The 16779-nt window shown below is 74.8% G+C and carries 19 protein-coding genes; 13 read left to right on the top strand and 6 right to left on the bottom strand.

Annotation, left to right across the window (positions count from 1 at the left end):
* The first annotated feature begins 164 nt into the window (after positions 1-164).
* The 9 genes from ACGF0D_RS33385 (at position 165) to ACGF0D_RS33345 (ending at position 7882) form a co-directional block, all read left to right on the top strand.
* Positions 165-455, top strand: coding sequence for a YiaA/YiaB family inner membrane protein (locus ACGF0D_RS33385; RefSeq protein ID WP_392922658.1), 291 nt, complete (start codon positions 165-167; stop codon positions 453-455).
* A 143-nt stretch (positions 456-598) separates the two neighbouring features.
* Entirely contained in the window at positions 599-1426 is an 828-nt protein-coding gene (locus tag ACGF0D_RS33380) for an alpha/beta fold hydrolase (RefSeq protein WP_392922655.1), read from the top strand.
* Positions 1427-1553: 127 nt separating this feature from the next.
* Entirely contained in the window at positions 1554-2120 is a 567-nt protein-coding gene (locus ACGF0D_RS33375; RefSeq protein ID WP_392922653.1) for a TetR/AcrR family transcriptional regulator, read from the top strand.
* Between the two features lie 293 nt (positions 2121-2413).
* Positions 2414-3676 carry a sensor histidine kinase gene (locus ACGF0D_RS33370; RefSeq protein WP_392922691.1) on the top strand — a complete coding sequence of 421 codons (1263 nt, stop codon included), beginning with the start codon at positions 2414-2416 and terminating at the stop codon, positions 3674-3676.
* Positions 3660-4073, top strand: a complete 414-nt coding sequence (locus tag ACGF0D_RS33365) for a roadblock/LC7 domain-containing protein (RefSeq protein WP_392881869.1) — start codon at positions 3660-3662, stop codon at positions 4071-4073. Before ACGF0D_RS33370 ends, ACGF0D_RS33365 begins: the two co-directional genes overlap by 17 nt.
* Positions 4070-4417, top strand: a complete 348-nt coding sequence (locus tag ACGF0D_RS33360; protein WP_392881867.1) for a DUF742 domain-containing protein — start codon at positions 4070-4072, stop codon at positions 4415-4417. Before ACGF0D_RS33365 ends, ACGF0D_RS33360 begins: the two co-directional genes overlap by 4 nt.
* Positions 4395-5039, top strand: coding sequence for an ATP/GTP-binding protein (locus tag ACGF0D_RS33355; RefSeq protein ID WP_392922651.1), 645 nt, complete (start codon positions 4395-4397; stop codon positions 5037-5039). Before ACGF0D_RS33360 ends, ACGF0D_RS33355 begins: the two co-directional genes overlap by 23 nt.
* A 1321-nt stretch (positions 5040-6360) precedes the next feature.
* Positions 6361-7578 (top strand): cytochrome P450, encoded by a 1218-nt coding sequence (locus tag ACGF0D_RS33350; RefSeq protein ID WP_392881862.1) that lies wholly within the window; start codon positions 6361-6363, stop codon positions 7576-7578.
* Positions 7579-7621: 43 nt separating this feature from the next.
* The gene (locus ACGF0D_RS33345; protein WP_392881861.1) at positions 7622-7882 is read left to right on the top strand and encodes a hypothetical protein; all 261 of its coding nucleotides are present in this window, start codon (positions 7622-7624) and stop codon (positions 7880-7882) included.
* A 159-nt stretch (positions 7883-8041) separates the two neighbouring features.
* On the opposite strand, the gene ACGF0D_RS33340 is transcribed toward ACGF0D_RS33345, so the two are convergent.
* Both ACGF0D_RS33340 and ACGF0D_RS33335 read right to left on the bottom strand, forming a co-directional pair.
* Positions 8042-8866, bottom strand: a complete 825-nt coding sequence (locus tag ACGF0D_RS33340; RefSeq protein ID WP_392922648.1) for an isocitrate lyase/phosphoenolpyruvate mutase family protein — start codon at positions 8864-8866, stop codon at positions 8042-8044.
* A complete protein-coding gene (locus ACGF0D_RS33335) occupies positions 8863-9363 on the bottom strand; it encodes a carboxymuconolactone decarboxylase family protein (protein WP_392922645.1) in 501 nt (166 codons plus the stop codon). The genes ACGF0D_RS33340 and ACGF0D_RS33335 overlap by 4 nt, the downstream gene beginning before the upstream one ends.
* A gap of 141 nt (positions 9364-9504) precedes the next feature.
* Between ACGF0D_RS33335 and ACGF0D_RS33330 the strand changes: the two genes are divergently transcribed.
* The 3 genes from ACGF0D_RS33330 (at position 9505) to ACGF0D_RS33320 (ending at position 11630) form a co-directional block, all read left to right on the top strand.
* Positions 9505-10287, top strand: a complete 783-nt coding sequence (locus tag ACGF0D_RS33330) for an NRDE family protein (protein WP_392922643.1) — start codon at positions 9505-9507, stop codon at positions 10285-10287.
* 108 nt (positions 10288-10395) lie between these two features.
* The gene (locus ACGF0D_RS33325; protein ID WP_392881850.1) at positions 10396-10614 is read left to right on the top strand and encodes a hypothetical protein; all 219 of its coding nucleotides are present in this window, start codon (positions 10396-10398) and stop codon (positions 10612-10614) included.
* A gap of 98 nt (positions 10615-10712) precedes the next feature.
* The gene (locus tag ACGF0D_RS33320) at positions 10713-11630 is read left to right on the top strand and encodes an undecaprenyl-diphosphate phosphatase (RefSeq protein WP_392922640.1); all 918 of its coding nucleotides are present in this window, start codon (positions 10713-10715) and stop codon (positions 11628-11630) included.
* On the opposite strand, the gene ACGF0D_RS33315 is transcribed toward ACGF0D_RS33320, so the two are convergent.
* Entirely contained in the window at positions 11615-12325 is a 711-nt protein-coding gene (locus ACGF0D_RS33315) for an alpha/beta fold hydrolase (protein WP_392881846.1), read from the bottom strand. The two genes, ACGF0D_RS33320 and ACGF0D_RS33315, sit on opposite strands and share 16 nt — an antisense overlap.
* 161 nt (positions 12326-12486) lie before the next feature.
* On the opposite strand from ACGF0D_RS33315, the gene ACGF0D_RS33310 reads away from it, so the two are divergent.
* Positions 12487-13929, top strand: a complete 1443-nt coding sequence (locus ACGF0D_RS33310; RefSeq protein WP_392922637.1) for a PLP-dependent aminotransferase family protein — start codon at positions 12487-12489, stop codon at positions 13927-13929.
* A gap of 97 nt (positions 13930-14026) precedes the next feature.
* On the opposite strand, the gene ACGF0D_RS33305 is transcribed toward ACGF0D_RS33310, so the two are convergent.
* The 3 genes from ACGF0D_RS33305 to ACGF0D_RS33295 all read right to left on the bottom strand — a co-directional run bounded on the left by ACGF0D_RS33305 (position 14027) and on the right by ACGF0D_RS33295 (position 16660).
* Positions 14027-14203, bottom strand: a complete 177-nt coding sequence (locus ACGF0D_RS33305; RefSeq protein WP_392881840.1) for a DUF6126 family protein — start codon at positions 14201-14203, stop codon at positions 14027-14029.
* A 32-nt stretch (positions 14204-14235) separates the two neighbouring features.
* On the bottom strand, positions 14236-14871 hold the full coding sequence (locus ACGF0D_RS33300) for a helix-turn-helix domain-containing protein (protein WP_392881838.1): 636 nt from the start codon (positions 14869-14871) through the stop codon (positions 14236-14238).
* Between the two features lie 76 nt (positions 14872-14947).
* Complete coding sequence (locus ACGF0D_RS33295; protein ID WP_392922688.1) at positions 14948-16660, bottom strand: pyruvate dehydrogenase; 1713 nt, start codon at positions 16658-16660, stop codon at positions 14948-14950.
* Positions 16661-16779 lie beyond the last annotated feature (119 nt).

Here is a 16779-nt window from a genome sequence, read left to right as displayed (position 1 = left end):
CTGCGTTATCAAACGTTAATCCTAGGAGGCTCTGATTCCAAGCCATCCGTTTCGGGCCGCCCGATGGCAGGTGAACGGACGTCAACGAACGGCCCCCCACGCACGGCCCCATCTGAGTACCCCTACTCATGTGCGGCCCTGCCGGGCGGCCGCATCCTGACGCCATGAGCGCACCGATGCAGACCCGCACCACGGCCGCGTACCACATCCAGGCCATCCTCTCCTTCGCCCTGTCGGGCATCGCCCTCGCCGCCGGGATCGCCTACCTGCCGGTCGGCGGGTGGACCCGGGCCTTCCTCGGGATCGGCCTCCTCTACACCGTCACCTCCGCGTTCACGCTGGCGAAGGTGGTCCGGGACCGGCAGGAGTCCAGCGAGATGGTCACCCGGGTGGACCAGGCCCGACTGGAGAAGCTGCTCAGCGAGCACGACCCGTTCAAGGTGGAAGGGGTCTGACCGCACCCGTCCGACCGTGCCCCCTTCCCTCGGCCCGTTTCCCCCGGCCCGCCGACCGCTTGACGGCTAAGGCTATTAGCCTTAGCTTTGTGGCTATCGGCAGTACCGCCGATGCCCCGCACCCGCGGCCCGAGGAGGACCCCGTGAACGGCACCATCACCCCGAGCACCCAGTACCTGACCGTTCCCGGCGGCCGGATCGCCTTCGACGACACCCGGCAGGGCGACGGCACCCCCGTCGTCCTGCTCCCGGGCATGCTCGACAGCCGGGCCGCGTACCGGCACCTGCGCCCGCTGCTGGTCGCCGCCGGCCACCGGGTCGTCACCATGGACCTGCGGGGCTTCGGCGAATCCTCGATCAGCTGGGACGACTACGGCCCGGCCGCCATCGCCGACGACGTCCTCGCACTGCTCGACCACCTCGGCATCGAGCGCGCCGTCCTCGCCGGCAACTCGTACACCGGGGCGACGGTCGTGAAGGCCGCCGGGGACGCGCCCGAGCGGGTCGCCGGGATCGTCCTGATCGACGCCTTCGTCGAGAGCCCGCCGCCGGGCGCCCTGATGCGCGGCGTCATGGCCCTGATGGGCACCGCCCTCGTCCACTGGCCGGCCTCCTGGGGCTTCTACCTGCGCCGGATGGCCTTCCCCGGCGCCACGCCCGCCGACTTCGACGCGTACGTGGACGGGCTGGTCGCCGCGCTGCGCACCCCGGGACGGAAGACCGCCACCCGCGGGTACGTCCACGGCGACTCGGCGCCGGTCGGCTGGACGGCCGCGGTGCGGTGCCCGGCGCTGGTGGTCATGGGCGACAAGGACCCCGACTTCCCGAAGCCGGAGCTCGTCGCCGACCGGCAGGCCGCCGCGCTCGGCGGGCGGAAGGCGATGATCGAGGGGTCCGGGCACTACCCGATGGCCGACAACCCGGCGGCCACCGCGGACGCCCTGCTGCCGTTCCTCGCCGAGCTCGGCTGAACGCCGCCCAGCCCTGCCCGATCCCGTCCGACCCTGCCCGACCCGCCGACGTCACCGGCACCCGCCCGGCAGCGTCCGGCAGCGCCCGACGTCACCCGACTTCGACCCGTACGGAGAGCCCGAGCCCATGCCCCGCGTAGGACTGACCCCCGACCAGGTCGTCGACCACGCCCTCGCCCTCATCGACGAGCAGGGCGCCGAGGCCCTCACCCTGGCCTCCGTCGCCGCCCGGGCCGGGGTCGCCACCCCCTCGCTGTACAAGCACGTCAGCGGCGGCCTCGCCGAACTGCGGCGGCTGATCGCCGTCCGGGTCACCGGGGAACTGGCCGACCGGCTGGCCGAGGCGGCCGTCGGACGCAGCGGGGACGACGCCGTCGCCGCCGTGCTGCGCGCCTACCACGCGTACGCCACCGAGCACCCGCACCGCTACAACGCCCTCCCCCAGGCCCCGCAGCCGGACGACGACCTGGCCCGCGCGGCCGCCCGGCTGGTCGGAGTGATCGTCGCCGTCCTGCGGGAGTACGGCCTCGACGGCTCCGAGGCGATCCACGCCGCCCGCACCGTCCGCTCCCTCGCCCACGGCTTCGCCTCGCTCACCACCGCCGGCGCCTTCCAGCTCGCCGAGGACCTCACCACCACCCAGGACCGCCTCATCGCCACCCTCACCACCGGCCTGCGCGCCTGGCCCGCGTAGCGGACCGGCGCCGGCGCGGCCCGGCGCCGGTGTTCCGCACCCGGACGCGCCCCTTCCGAACACCGTGCGCACAGACCCCACACATCGTGGAACGCGATCCGGCCACCCGGCTCGATTCCGACGCTGCCCGCCGGTGCCGGTCAGGCCGGTCGGCCCCCTCGTCAGGCGGTGGGATCGGGGTCGAACGAGTGCCGATTGCCGCCGAATTGACTCGATATTGACGAGATCCGGTCACTTGGCGAGATCCGTTCACACCTTCGTAGGATCATCACCCTAGAATTCGCCGCGTGACGATGACTCAGTGGTCCGTAACGGCAACCGGCGTACTCGCCGTCCTCGCCCTCGTGGCCGCCGCGCGGTACCGCGCCGTGTCCGTCACCCAGCGCGGCCGCGCCGACCGGCTGCACGGCGAACTCGCCGCCGCCCAGGAACAGCTGGCCGCCGAGCTCTCCCGCCGCGGCGCCGACCTCGCCGCCGTCCAGCAGGAGCAGGAGCACACCGCCTCCACCCAGCGGGCCTTCCTCAGCGTCGCCCGCCGGATCCTGGTGATGGCCCACGACCAGCAGGCGCTGCTGGACGAGATGGAGCGCACCCACGACGACCCGGCGCTGCTGGAGGGCCTGCTCAAGGCCGACCACGCGGCCGCCCAACAGGCCCGGCTGGCCCAGACCCTGGCCGTGCTGTGCGGCGCCCGGGCCGGCCGGCACTGGCCGGAACCCGTCTCCCTGGAGGACGTCGTCCGCGGCGCCCAGTCGCGCATCCTGCCGTTCCAGCGCGTGGTGGTGCGCAGCCGGATCGAGACCGCGGTGGTCGGCGCCGCCGCCGAGGCGCTGATCCACGCGATCGCCGAGCTGCTGGACAACGCCACCCGCTACTCCCCGCCCAGCACCCAGGTGTTCGTCACCCTGATGCCCGTGCACAACGGCGCCGTCATCGAGATCGACGACGGCGGCGTCGGCATGCCGGAACAGGCCGTCGCCAAGGCCGCCGCCGCACTGGCCGGCGGCAGCACCCTGGAGGTCTCCCGGCTCGGCGAGGTGCCGCAGCTGGGCCTGGCCGCGGTCGGCCGGCTCGCCGAGCAGTACGGCTTCCGGGTCACGCTCAGCTCGGCGCCCTCGCCGTACGGCGGCGTGCGCGTCGTCCTGCTGCTCCCGAACGCGCTGCTCACCGAGCCGCTGCCGCCCACCGTCCCCGGCCTCGGGCCGGACGACCGCGCGTTCAACCCCGGCCCCCCGCCGGCCTCTCCCGCCGGCCACCCCCTGGTGGAGACCCCACCGACCGGCCGGCACGCCGCCGACGGCACCCCTCCCCCGCTGCCCCGCCGGAGCCACCGGCGCGACCGCAACAGCCGCCCGGCCCAGCACGCCGCTCCCCCTCCGCCGCCCGCGCCGCCCTACCGCTCGGCCCGGGACGCGCAGGCGTTCATGGCGATGTTCCAGGCCGGAACCGCCAGCGGCCGGTCCGCCGCCCGGGCCCAGGCCCAGTTCGACCCTTCCCTGCCCGCTTCCCCCCGACTTCCCCAGCGCTCCGGAGAGTTCCATGACCACCACCCCTGATCTCGGCTGGCTGCTCGCCGACATCATCGCCGTCCCGCAGGTCCAGCACGCCGTCGTCGTCTCCAACGACGGCCTGGAGATCGGCCGCAGCGAGGGCATCGGGCGCGACGACGCCGAACGGCTCGCCGCCGCCTGCTCCGGACTGCAGTCGCTGGCCCGCGGCGTCGCGACGGGCTTCGGCGGACCGGGCAGCGCCACCCGACAGATCATCATCGAGTACGGCGGCGGCTACCTCTTCGTCGTCGCCGCCGGGGCCGGCGCGCACCTGGCCGTGGTGACCAGCGAGGCGGTCGACGCCGGCCTGGTCGCCTACCAGATGCAGGTCCTGGTCGAACGGATCGGCACCCACCTCACCAGCCCGCCGCGCGTCGACCACGCGGCGGGGGGCCACCGGTGAGCGGCCCGGTCCGGCCGTACGTCATCACCGGTGGCCGCAGCCGCCCCACCCGGGCCGAGCTGGCCGTGGAGAGCCTGGTCAGCGCGTCACCCGAACCACCGGACCTGCCCGAGCACGAGCTGCTGAACCGCGAACACCGGCGCATCCTCGACCTCTGCCACAGCCTGCTGTCCATCGCCGAGGTGGCGGCCCACCTGGGGCTGCCGCTCGGCGTCGTCAAGGTGCTGGTCGGGGACCTGTGGGACCTCGGTGCCGTGCAGGTGCTCCCTCCCGTCCCGCAGGCCGAACGCCTGCCCGCAACCCTCCTGGAAGAGGTGCTCGTTGGCCTCCGCCAACTCCGCTGAAGCCGTCCCCGGGTCCGCCGGGTCCGCCGGGTCCGCCGACGGGCCGCAGTACCTGCCCTCCTCGGTGCAGGGCGCGGTCAAGATCCTGGTCACCGGTCCGTTCGGGGTCGGCAAGACCACCCTGGTCGGTTCGCTGAGCGAGATCACCCCGCTGCGCACCGAGGAGACCATGACCGCCGCCAGCGCCGGCGTGGACGACCTCACCGGGCGCCCCGGCAAGACCACCACCACGGTGGCGCTGGACTTCGGCCGGATCACGCTCAACTCCCGGCTCGCGCTGTACCTGTTCGGCACGCCCGGGCAGCAGCGGTTCTGGCCGCTCTGGGACGACCTGTCGCGCGGCGCGCTCGGCGCCATCGCCATGGTCGACCTGCGCCGCCCGGACGAGAGCTTCGACGTGCTCGGCCGGCTGGAGGAGCAGCGCATCCCGTTCGCGGTCGCGGTCAACACCTTCCCGAACACGCCGAGTTACCCGGAGGAGGAGCTGCGCTCCGCGCTGGACCTGCTGCCGGAGGTGCCGATCCTGCACTGCGACGCGCGCGACCGCCGGCAGTCCTACGACCTGCTGATCGACTTCGTCGACCACCTGCACCGCAGCTCGATCCTGGAGCTCCAGCGATGACCGCTCCCGAACACCCCGTGACCCCCGGCGCCTCCGGCGGGTGCCCCGTCGCCCACGGCGGCAGCCTGCCCGGCGGGCTGCCCGTGGGCGTGCCGCTGACCCCGCTGTACGGCCCGGCCCTCGCCGAGGACCCGCACGGCCTGTACGCCCGGCTGCGCGAGCGCTACGGGCCGGTCGCGCCGATCGAGCTGGAGCCCGGGGTCGAGGCCTGGCTCGTCCTCGGCTACCCCGAGCTGCTCGAACTCACCCGCAACGAGGCGCTGTTCTCCAAGGACTCGCGGCGCTGGCGGGTGCCCGCCGAGGGCCGGCTGGCCCCCGACTCCCGGCTCCAGCCGATGACCTCCTGGCGCCCCACCGTGCTCAACCTGGACGGCGCCGAGCACCAGCGGCTGCGCACCGCCGTCGCCGACACCCTCGCCCAGATCGACCACCGGCAACTGCGCGGCACCACCGAGGCCGCCGCCAACGGGCTGATCGACAGCTGGGGCCCGGACGGCACCGCCGACCTGGTCACCCAGTACGCGAACCGGCTGCCGCTGCTGGTCTTCACCCAGCTGCTCGGCCTGCCCACCGACGCCGGTCCGCACCTGATCCGGCTGATCAACGACATCTCCGACAGCGGCGCCGAATCGGTGCGCGCCAACGAGGAGTTCCACGCGATCCTGGTCGACCTGGTGCGCCGCCGCCGGGCCGAGCCCAGCGCCGACCTCACCTCCTGGCTGCTGGCCCACCCGGCCGCGCTGACCGACGAGGAGGCGGTGCACCACCTGGTGGTGATGATGGTCGCCGGGAACGAGACCACCATCGGCTGGACCGGCAACACGCTGCGGCTGCTGCTCACCGACCGGCGCTTCCGGGCCACCCTCACCGGCGGGCGGCTGACCGTCTCCGACGCGCTGGAGGAGGTGCTCTGGCGCGACCCGCCGACGCAGAACTTCCCCGGCCGCTGGGCCACCGGCGACACCGTCCTCGGCGGCCAGTACATCAGCGCCGGCGACCTGCTCGTGCTCGGCCTGGCCGCGGCCAACGCCGACCCGGCCGCACAGGGCGTCTCGGCCGCCGCGCAGGGTTCGCTGGGCGGCAACCGGGCCCACCTCGCCTGGGGCGCGGGCAAGCACGTCTGCCCGGCCCAGCAGCCGGCCAGGATCATCGTCGAGACCGCCGTCGAGACCCTGCTGCACCGCCTCCCCGACCTCCAACTGGCCGTACCGGCCGGCGACCTGACCTGGCGCCCGTCCCCGTGGGCGCGGGCCCTGAACGCCCTTCCGGTGCTCTACAGCGCCTTCACCCCACCCCGTCCGCCAGCCCCCGAGAGGCCCGCATGGACACCACCGACGACGGAACCCGCGCCGAGCCCGTCAAGCTCGACCCCTTCGGCCGCGACCAGCACGGCGAGAACGCCCGGCTCCGGGCGGCCGGCCCCGCGGTCCTGGTGGAGCTCCCTGGCGGGGTGGTGGTCTGGGCGGTAACCCACCACGACACCCTCCAGGCGCTGCTGGCCGACCCCAGGGTCGGCAAGGACGCCCGGCTCTGGAACACCTTCCGGGAGGGACGGCTGCCGGAGGGCTGGCCGCTGCTCAACTTCGTCACCGTCCCCGGCATGGTCACCGCCGACGGCGAGGACCACCGGCGGCTGCGCGGACTGGTCTCCCAGGCCTTCACCCCGCGCCGGATAGCCGACCTGGCCCCCGCCGTCGAGGCCCGGACGATCGCGCTGCTGGACGAGGTCGCAAAGCTGGAGGGCGAGTTCGACCTGCGGCGGCACTTCGCCTACCCGCTGCCGATGCAGGTGATCGGCGAGCTGCTCGGCCTCGCGCTGGAGCAGCAGGACGAGCTGCACGAGCTGTCCGACACCATGGTCTCCAGCTCGGCCACCCCGGCGGCGGCCGTCGCCGCGCAGCGGGGCCTGAACGCGCTGCTGGCCAAGGTCGTGGCGGCCAAGCGGGCCGAGCCCGGCGACGACCTGACCTCCGACCTGATCGCCGTCCGGGAGGAGGGCGACCGCCTCAGCGAGGCCGAGCTGGTCGGCACCCTGCTGCTGATGCTGGTCGCCGGGCACGAGACGACGCTCAACCTGATCACCAACGCCGTCCGCGCCCTGCTCGCGCACCCGGACCAGCTGCGGCTCGTCCTGGACGGGGAGCAGCCGTGGTCGGCGGTGGTCGAGGAGACGCTGCGCTACGACTCCCCGGTCGGGCAGTTCCCGCTTCGCTACGCGATCGAGGACATCGAGGTCGGCGACGTGGTGATCCGGCGCGGCGAGGCGCTGCTGGCCTCGTACGCGGCGGCCGGGCGGGACTCCGGGCACCACCCGGACGCGGACCGCTTCGACCTCACCCGGCAGCCCGCCAGGCACCTGTCGCTCGGCCACGGCCCGCACTTCTGCCTCGGCTCCGGGCTCGCCCGCCTGGAGGCCGAGACGGCGCTGCGGCACCTGTTCGCCCGCTTCCCGGGGCTGGCCCCGGCGGAGGGCAGGACCGACGAGCCGATCGCCTCGTTCGTCAGCAACAGCGTGCACACCCTGTGGGTGACGGTCTGATCCCGCCGGTTACCTGAGGGCGGTCCGGGTCGTTCGGCAGGGCATGAAGAAACTCGCCACCCTGGCCGCCCTCACCATGGCGGGCCTCGCCCTCGCCGTCCCGGCGGCCTCCGCCACGACCCAGACCGCCGCCTCGCCGGACGTCACCGGCGGGCTCACCGACGGGCTCACCCTCTCCCCGGCCGACCTCGCCCTGAGGACCGCCGGCAAGCTCCCGGTGGTCGGAAAGGCCGCCAACGAGATCGAGGCGATCGGGGACAACCAGATGGAACACCCGGGGCTCAGCGGGCACGTCCTGAACTGACGGCCGCTCGGGTGCTCGACCCGTGGGCGGCCGGCCGACCCCCGAACGGCCGGCCGCCCACGGCCGTCGGGCCGCTTCCGTCGGCCCGCTTCCGTCGGCCCGCTTCCGTCGGCCCACGGTGCCGAGCCCCCGCGGCGGTCGGCACCCGGCGGTCGGCGATCAGCTCGCGGACAGCCGGTTGAGCTCCGGGTAGCTCAGCCCCTCGGCGAGCACGGTGAACGTGCCGCTCCGGTACACCTCCTCGGCGGCCCGGCGGACCGCCGCGTACGCCACCTCGGCGAGGCCGGGGCCCAGGCTGATCCGGGCCACCCCGAGCTTCGCCAGCTCGGCGACCGCCGAGGCGCCGGGACCGGCCAGCACGTTCAGCGGCGCCGGGACGGCCCCGACCAGGGCGGCGATGGTCTCCGGGTCGGACACCCCGGGGGCGAACACCCCGTCCGCACCCGCCGCGACGTACGCCCGCAACCGGCGGACCGCCTCGTCCAGCCGGCCCTCCGGGGCGCCGATCCCGCGCAGGAACACGTCGGTACGCGCGTTGACGAAGAGCGGCACACCGGCCGCGTCCGCCGCGGCCCGGGCGGCCGCGATCCGTTCGGCGGCCTCCTCCAGCGGGCGGCCCTCGTCCTCCAGGTTCACCCCGACCGCGCCGGTGGCGAGCAGCCCGGCGACCGTCTCGCCGACCCCGGCGGCGCTGTCCGCGTAGCCGCCCTCCAGGTCCGCGGTGACCGGCAGGTCGACCGCCCGGACGATCTGGGCCGTCCGGGCCAGCACCTGCTCGCGGTCCGCGCCGCCGCCGTCCGCGCTGCCGAGCGACCAGGACACGCTCGCGCTGGCCGTCGCCACCGCGCGCGCCCCGGTGCCGGCCACCAGCCGGGCGCTCGGCACGTCCCAGGCGTTCGCCAGCACCAGCGGCTCGCCCGGGCGGTGCAGCTCGCGCAGCAGCCCGGCCTTCTCCCGCCGGACGCTCCGATCGACGGCGCTCACTTCGCCGCCGGGCTCATGCGGGTGGCGATGCTGAGCCGGTTCCAGACGTTGATCGTGGCGATCAGCGCGATCAGCTGGGCCAGCTCGGTCTCGTCGAACTGCGCGGCGGCCTCGGCGTAGACGTCGTCCGGCACGTGGGTCTGGGCCACCAGGGTGATCGACTCGGTGAGGGCCAGGGCGGCGCGCTCGCGGGCGGTGAACCACGGGGCCTCGCGCCAGGCCGGGAGGGAGAGCAGACGGTGGTCCAGCTCGCCGACCTTCTCGGCCTCGGTGGAGTGCATGTCGATGCAGAACGCGCAGCCGTTGATCATCGAGGCGTGCACCTTGACCAGGTGGGCGAGCAGCGGGTCGAGGCCCTGCCGGGAGGCCCGCTCCACGGCGATCATCGCCTGGTAGTAGGCGGGGGCCACCTTGAACATCTCCAGCCGCTGCTCGGGGGCGGGCACCGGGCCCTGGTTCGTACGCGTCGTCTCGTCCGTCGTCTCGTTCGTCGTCATGGCCGCCAGCCTAGGAGCGCGGCGGCCCGCCGTCCTGGTGCGATCGGCCATCCGTTCCTTGGGCCACTTCCGGCGTACGAACGGCCGTGCGAGGATCGCTGGCAGGAGATCGCCGACAGGACGAGGTCAGGGGGCACGACCGTGTGCACGGCGTTCGTCAGCATCGAGCCGGAAGCGGCCGTCCCGGTGCTGCTGCTGTCCGTCCGGGACGAGTACCTGGGCCGGGCCTGGCTGCCACCGGACCACCACTGGCCGGACCGGCCCGAACTGCTCGGCGGCCTGGACCTCGCGGCCGGCGGCACCTGGCTGGCCGTCGACCCCGACCGGCGCACCGCCGGCTGCCTGCTGAACGGCTTCGGCCCGCTCGCCCCCGCCGACGCCCGTCGCACCCGCGGCCGGCTGCCGCTCACCGCCGTGCGGGAGAACGGGATCGGCCACCTCGACCTCACCCCGTACGACCCGTTCCACCTCGTCCTGGTCCGGGCCGACGGCGCCCGGGTGTTCAGCTGGGACGGCGGACGGATGGAGGAGCGCGAACTGCCGACCGGCCTGAGCGTGGTGCTCAACGACGGGCTGGAGGGCCTGGCCGCCGGCCGGACCACCTCCGCGCGGATCCGCGCCCTGATGGCCGCGCGGGCCGCCCACTTCCGCGCCCGCCTCACCGCCGAGCCCCGGCCGGAGCCGACCGCCGACGGGCCGGCCGCGACGGCCTGGGGCGGCTGGCTGCCGGTCGTCGCCGGGGACGGGCTGGCGCCGGACGCGGACGCCGCGCTGATCCAGCGGCGGGACTTCGGCGACGGGCGGATCTGGGGCTCCTCGTCGATCTCGCTGCTCGCACTCGGACCGGACCTGCTGCGCTACGACTTCGCGGCCGCGCCGGTGAGCGCGGACGGGCCGGGCTGGCGGCGGGTCGCGGCGGGCTGACGGCGGGTGGTGGCGGGCCGAGGGCGCGCGTCCGCGGAGAAAAGGACTTGAACCTGACGTCGCGGTAGGCGGCATCGTGGCGCGGGTCGAGCCCGAAGGAGCCCCGCCGTGACCCGTCCGGACCGCCGCCCGCACCGCCCCCGCCGCCTGCTCGCCGTACTCACCGTCGCCCTGCCGCTGGCGGGCACACCGGCCGCGGTCACCGCCGTCGTGCTGCTCGGCGACGCGGCGCACCGGGCCGTCCCGTCCGCCACCGTCCTGGCCACCGTGGCAGCGGTGTTGCTCGGACACCTCGGCCACGGTGTCCCGCAGCCGTACGGTCGGTGAACTTCCGACGGCGGGGTTGGCGAACGTCTACATGCGCGTAGTAGCTTCGCGAGGGCCCCGGATCCGGCCGGCCACCGACCCCCGAGCGAAGGTGCGCGATGTCGACCCTGACCTACCCGGAAGCGATAGGCGTCGGCCTGCTCCAGGGCGTGACGGAACTCTTCCCGGTCTCCAGCCTCGGCCACAGCATCCTGTTGCCCGCCCTGGTCGGCGGGAGGATCCAGCACGACCTCGACATGACCGCCGAGGGATCCTCGTACCTCGCCGCCCTGGTCGCCCTGCACCTGGCCACCGCGCTCGCACTGGTGGTCTACTTCCGCAAGGACTGGGTGCGGGTCTTCGAGGGGATGGTCGGCTCGATCCGGCACCGCCGGGTGGAGACCCGCAACGAGAAGCTCGCCTGGCTGCTCGTCCTCTCCACCATCCCGGTCGGCGTGGCCGGCCTCGCGCTGGAGAAGGCGCTGCGCAACGCGCTCGGCAAGCCCGTCCCGGCCGCGGTCTTCCTCGCCCTCAACGGGCTCGTGCTGCTCGGCGCCGAGCGGCTCAAGCGCGGCGGCACCGGCCGCCGCCGGGCCGGGCACGCGGCACCCGCCGACGAGCCGGGCGCGGACCCGGCGATCGCCTCCGACCACCGGCTGACCAGGCTGGGCTACGGACAGGGCGCCTGGATCGGCGCCGCGCAGATCCTCGCGCTGTTCCCGGGCATCAGCCGCTCCGGCGTCACCATGAGCGCCGGCATCCTGCGCGGACTGCACCACGAGGACGCCGCCCGGTTCTCCTTCCTGCTCGCCACCCCGGTCATCCTGGCCGCCTCGGTGCTGAAGGTGCCCGAGCTGTTCAGGCCGGAGAACTCCGGCGTGCTCGGCCCGGTCCTCGCGGGCAGCGTCGCCGCCTTCGCGGCCGGCTACGTCTCGGTGCGGTTCCTCACCAGGTACTTCGAGACCCGCAGCCTGACGCCGTTCGCGCTCTACTGCTTCGTGGCGGGCGTCGGCAGCGCGGTCTACCTGTCGCTCTGAGCCCGGCTCCCGGCCCCGGCCAGGATCCGCGCGAGTTCGGCCGGACGGGAGAACATCGGCCAGTGCCCGGTGTCCAGTTCCACCAGCCGCCAGTGGCCCGCCGCGATCAGCTCGGCGGCCACCGGCGGCGGCTCCGGCCAGTCCAGCAGGCACTTCACGTACACCGTCGGGAGCGCGCTCAACGGGCCCGCCAGGACGGCGGGTTCGGTCAGCGAAGGGCCCGGGTGCGGGGTCGCCCCGGCGGCCATCCGGTTGATCTGCCCGACCGTCAGCCCCTGCCCGGCGAACTCGGCCGGCGGCAGCGGCGGCCACCAGCCCCCGTGCGCGGCGAGGTCCGCCCGCAGCGCGGCCGGCTCCGGCATCTGGTCGGCGAAGGACTCCCCCGCCACCGGCACGTTGGCGTCCACCAGGACCAGCCCGGCCAGCCGGTCTCCGATCCGTTCGGCGGCCTGGCCCACCGGGATGCCCGAGTAGCTGTGCCCGACCAGCACCACGTCGCGCAGGTCCAGCCGCTCCACCTCGGCGACGACGTCCGCCACGTGCGCCTGCTGCCCGGCGGGCGTGCCGCGCCTCTCGGCGAGCCCGGAGAGCGTCAGCGGGTACGCCCCGTGCCCGGCCGCGCGCAGCTCCGCCACGACCCCGTCCCACGCCCAGGCCCCGAGCCAGGCCCCCGCCACCAGCACATAGTTCGCCATGGGCGGCACGGTAGCGCGCGGGTGCGACAGCGGCCCCGGACGCACCGGGAAACACCCCGTGGAGGAAGTGTGACGACCGCCCCGGGCCGTCGAGTGGCCCCGACGGCGGCCCCGGACTCCGTGATGCCGAGGCCTCCGGACGGCCGGGCGAGAATGGGGCCGTGAGCACCTCCCGGACCACCTCCTGGACCACCTTCGGCGGCGACCTGCACCTGGACCTCACCGAACGGCGGGCCGCCGGTACCGGACTGCGGGCCGCCCTGGAGGACGCGCTGCGCGAGGCCGTCCAGGACGGACGGCTCGCCCCCGGCACCCGGCTGCCGTCCTCCCGGGCGCTCGGCGAGGACCTCGGCATCGCCCGCAACACCGTCGTCGAGGCGTACGGACAGCTCACCGCGGAGGGCTGGCTCAGCTCCCGGCAGGGCTCCGGCACCACCGTCGCCCAGCAGACGGTGCCCGAACCGGCCCCCGGCCGGCGGCCCGCCACCCGGTCGGCACAGCAACGGCCCACCGCCCGCCACGACCTGATGTCCGGACGGCCCGACCTCTCGCTCTTCCCCCGCACCGCCTGGCTCGCCGCCGCCCGCCGCGCCCTGGCCACCGCACCGCACGAGGCCCTCGACTACGGCAGCCCGCTCGGCCGGATCGAACTGCGGCAGGCACTCACCCACTACCTGGCCCGCGTGCGCGGCGTGCGCACCGACCCCGACCACCTGCTCGTCTGCACCGGCGTCACCCAGGGCCTCGCCCTGCTCTGCGCCGCCCTGCGGGAGCGCGGCGCCCGCACGCTGGCCGTCGAGGAGTACGGGCTGCCGCCGCAGCACGCGACCGTCCGGGCCGCCGGACTCACCACCGCCCCGGTGCCGTTGGACCGGGACGGCGCCCTGGTCGACCGGCTCGACGCCCGGGCCGGCGCCGCCCTGCTCACCCCCGCCCACCAGTACCCCACCGGCGCGGCACTGTCCGCCGACCGGCGGGCGGAGGCGGTGCGGTGGGCGCGGGAGCAGGACCGGTACGTCATCGAGGACGACTACGACGGCGAGTTCCGCTACGACCGGCAGCCGCTCGGCGCGATGCAGGCGCTGGACCCGGAGCGGGTGGTGTACGCCGGGACGACCGCCAAGAGCCTCGCGCCGGGCCTGCGCATCGCCTGGCTGGCCCTGCCGGACGCGCTGGTCGAACCGGTCGCCCGGCTGAAGGCGCTGGCCGACACGATGTCCCCGGTGCTGGACCAGCTGACACTGGCGGAGCTGATCACCTCCGGCACGTACGACCGCCACGTGCGGCGCTGCCGGCTGCACTACCGGCGCCGACGCGACCACCTGGTCGCGGCGCTCGCCGAACACGCCCCGCACGTCCGGGTCACCGGCATCGCGGCCGGCCTGCACGCCGTCCTCCAGCTGCCGCCCGGCTCCACGCCCGAACCCGAACTCCTCGCCCGCGCCCGGCAGGCCGGCCTCTCCCTCAACGGCCTCACCTGGCACCGCGCCACCCCGTCCGCCACCGAGGCCCCACCCGCCCTGGTCATCGGCTACGGAACCCCGCCGGAGCACGCCTTCCCAGCAGCGGTCCGGGCCCTCTGCGAGCTGCTGCGCGGGGCGTAGGGGGAACGCCGCCGGGGTCGGTCGGCGGGGCCGGCTCGGGAACGGCGGTCCGCCCGCCTCCCTCGGGGGGGGGGGGGGGCGGACGCCGGGGGCGGAACTACTTGTTGCGGCTGCCGAGTTCGAACAGGAGGATGATGAAGCCGGCGAAGAGGTGGCCGCCGGCGGTGTAGATCAGCAGGCGGAGGTAGATCCGCTTGTTGGCCCACTTGCCGGCGTCCATGGTCTTCGGGCCGGCGGCGGTGTCGGGGGCGGCGGTGGTGGTGGGATCGGCCATGGTGATCTCCTCCGGGGTGTTCTGACGGCGGGTCAGTGCAGGGCGGCGGGACCGCCGCCGAGGCAGAGTTCGCCGCCGGGGCTCTGCAGCAGGGTGTGGACGAAGAGCAGTTCGACGCCGCTGTCCGACTCCGCGGCGATGCAGTGCGGGGTCAGCGAGTCGTAGTGGGCCGAGTCGCCCACCGCGAGGTGGTGGACGCGGTCCCCGAGGGTGACCCGGAGCGCGCCCTTGAGGACGTACAGCCACTCCTCGCCGGGGTGGACCCGGACCACGGTGTCCTGCACGCCCGGCGGGACGTGCACCCGCAGGGCCTGCATGGCGCGGCCGGGGGCGCCGGCCCGGCGGTAGCCCCAGCCTCCGGCCCGGCCGGGCTCGATGGCGCCGCCGCGGACGATCGGGTCGGGCTCCGCCAGCGTCTCGCCGAGCAGGCCGGAGACCGAGGTCCCGTACGCGCGGGCGAGGCCGAGGAGGACGGGCAGCGAGGGCTGCCGACGGCCGGTCTCCAGCCGGGACAGATAGGCTGGGGAGAGTCCGACCCTCCCGGCGGCCACCTCCAGGGTGAGCCGGCTGCTGAGCCGGTGCTCACGAAGGCGGGCGGCGAGGCCGGCGACCTCCTGGTCGTCGAGCTGTTCGCCCGTGGCGGCGGCACCGGTGGAGCTGCTGGTCATGTGTCCAGTGGACACCCGCCGTGCCGCACGGGCAAGAAATTTGCCCCAGAGGCAAACCGTCCCGGCGGCCCCGCGCTCACGGCCGCGGGATGTTCCGCAGGTTGCTCCGCGCCAGGTCGATCATGCGCCCGACGCCGCCCGAGAGCACCGTCCTGCTCGCCGCCAGCGCGAAGCCCTTCAGCTGGGCGGCGGTGATGTGCGGCGGGATGGACAGCGCGTTGGGGTCGGTGACCACGTCCACCAGGGCGGGGCCCGGCCGTTCCAGCGCCTCCACCAGCGCCTCCCGGACCCGGGCCGGCTCGGTGACCCGCTTGGCCTGGATGCCCATCGCCCGGGCGATCCCGGCGTAGTCCACGTCCCCGTTGTCGATCTCGGACTCCGGGTAGCCGGAGACCAGCATCTCCAGCTTGATCATGCCGAGCGCCCCGTTGTTGAAGACCACCGTCTTCACCGGCAGCCGGTGCTTGGCCACCGTGAGCAGCTCGCCGAGCAGCATGCCGATCCCGCCGTCGCCCGCCATCGCGACCACCTGCCGCCCGGGGCAAGCGAGCTGGGCGCCGATCGCGTGCGGGAGGGCGTTGGCCATCGAGCCGTGCAGGAAGGAGCCGATCACCCGGCGGCGGCCGTTGGGCTGGAGGTAGCGGGCGGCCCAGACGTTGTTCATGCCGGTGTCCACGGTGAACACGGCGTCCTCGGCGGCCACCTCGTCGAGCACCGAGGCGACGTACTCGGGGTGGATCGGCAGGTGCTTCTCGATGTCCCGGGTGTACGCCCCGATCACGCCCTCCAGCGCCCGGACGTGCTTGCGCAGCATCCCGTCCAGGAAGGCGCGGTCGGACTTGGCGTCCAGCAGCGGCAGCACGGCCCGCAGGGTGGCGGCCACGTCGCCGTGGACGGCCAGGTCGAGGGCGGTGCGGCGGCCGAGCCGGGTGGCGTCGTGGTCGACCTGGACGGTGTGCGCCTGCGGCAGGAAGGAGTCGTACGGGAAGTCGGTGCCGAGCAGCACCACCAGGTCGGCGGAGTGCAGCGCCTCGTGGCAGGCCCCGTAGCCGAGCAGGCCGCTCATGCCGACGTCGTACGGGTTGTCGAACTGGATCCACTCCTTGCCGCGCAGGGAGTGGCCGATCGGCGCGTTCAGGGCCTGCGCGGCCGCCGTCACCTCGGCGTGCGCGTCGCGCACCCCGGCGCCGCAGAACAGGACCACCTTGCGGGCCGCGTTGAGCAGCCGGGCCAGTTCCTGCACCTGGGACCAGGGCGGCGCGGCGACGGCCTGCTCGGTGAGGAAGTGGCTGGTGCCGGTGGGCGCGGCGGCGGGGAGCGCGGCGACGTCCCCGGGGAAGGAGAGCACCGAGACGCCGTGCGAGCCGAGCGCGTGCTGGATGGCGACCCGCAGCAGGCGGGGCAGCTGGGCGGGGGTGGAGAGCATCTCGCACCAGGTGCTGCAGTCGGTGAACACCCGCTCGGGGTGGGTCTCCTGGAAGAAGCCGGTGCCGATCTGCCCGGACGGGATGTGCGAGGCGAGCGCCAGCACGGGCAGGCCGCTGCGCTGGGCGTCGTAGAGGCCCTGGACGAGGTGGGTGTTGCCGGGGCCGCAGGAGCCGGCGCAGACCGCGAGCCGGCCGGAGAGCTCGGCCTCGGCGGCGGCCGCGAAGGCGCCGGCCTCCTCGTTGCGCACGTGCACCCAGCCGATGCCGTCGGCCCGGCGGATCGCGTCCACCACGGGGTTGAGGCTGTCGCCGACGACCCCGTAGACCCGCTCCACCCCGGCCTGCCGGAGCACCTCCACCATCTGTTCGGCCACGCTGGGCACGGCTGCACTCCTTCGGTCGCCACGGGACACCTGCACCCTCCGCCGGGGAGGTCGGGGGCGCAGCCGGGGCGGGCCGAAGGAGTGACGGAGGTGGAAGG

It is taken from the genome of Kitasatospora sp. NPDC048298, assembly GCF_043201465.1.
Taxonomy (GTDB): domain Bacteria; phylum Actinomycetota; class Actinomycetes; order Streptomycetales; family Streptomycetaceae; genus Kitasatospora.
The sequence above is the reverse complement of the archived record's forward strand: the minus strand, read 5'-3'. Positions and strand labels throughout refer to the sequence as shown.

Coding starts and splice junctions, on each gene's coding strand:
- ACGF0D_RS33385 (WP_392922658.1), top strand. CDS start 165: ATGAGCGCACCGATGCAGACCCGCACCACGGCCGCGTACCACATCCAG.
- ACGF0D_RS33375 (WP_392922653.1), top strand. CDS start 1,554: ATGCCCCGCGTAGGACTGACCCCCGACCAGGTCGTCGACCACGCCCTC.
- ACGF0D_RS33370 (WP_392922691.1), top strand. CDS start 2,414: ATGACTCAGTGGTCCGTAACGGCAACCGGCGTACTCGCCGTCCTCGCC.
- ACGF0D_RS33365 (WP_392881869.1), top strand. CDS start 3,660: ATGACCACCACCCCTGATCTCGGCTGGCTGCTCGCCGACATCATCGCC.
- ACGF0D_RS33350 (WP_392881862.1), top strand. CDS start 6,361: ATGGACACCACCGACGACGGAACCCGCGCCGAGCCCGTCAAGCTCGAC.
- ACGF0D_RS33345 (WP_392881861.1), top strand. CDS start 7,622: ATGAAGAAACTCGCCACCCTGGCCGCCCTCACCATGGCGGGCCTCGCC.
- ACGF0D_RS33335 (WP_392922645.1), bottom strand. CDS start 9,363: ATGACGACGAACGAGACGACGGACGAGACGACGCGTACGAACCAGGGC.
- ACGF0D_RS33320 (WP_392922640.1), top strand. CDS start 10,713: ATGTCGACCCTGACCTACCCGGAAGCGATAGGCGTCGGCCTGCTCCAG.
- ACGF0D_RS33315 (WP_392881846.1), bottom strand. CDS start 12,325: ATGGCGAACTATGTGCTGGTGGCGGGGGCCTGGCTCGGGGCCTGGGCG.
- ACGF0D_RS33305 (WP_392881840.1), bottom strand. CDS start 14,203: ATGGCCGATCCCACCACCACCGCCGCCCCCGACACCGCCGCCGGCCCG.
- ACGF0D_RS33300 (WP_392881838.1), bottom strand. CDS start 14,871: ATGACCAGCAGCTCCACCGGTGCCGCCGCCACGGGCGAACAGCTCGAC.
- ACGF0D_RS33295 (WP_392922688.1), bottom strand. CDS start 16,660: ATGGTGGAGGTGCTCCGGCAGGCCGGGGTGGAGCGGGTCTACGGGGTC.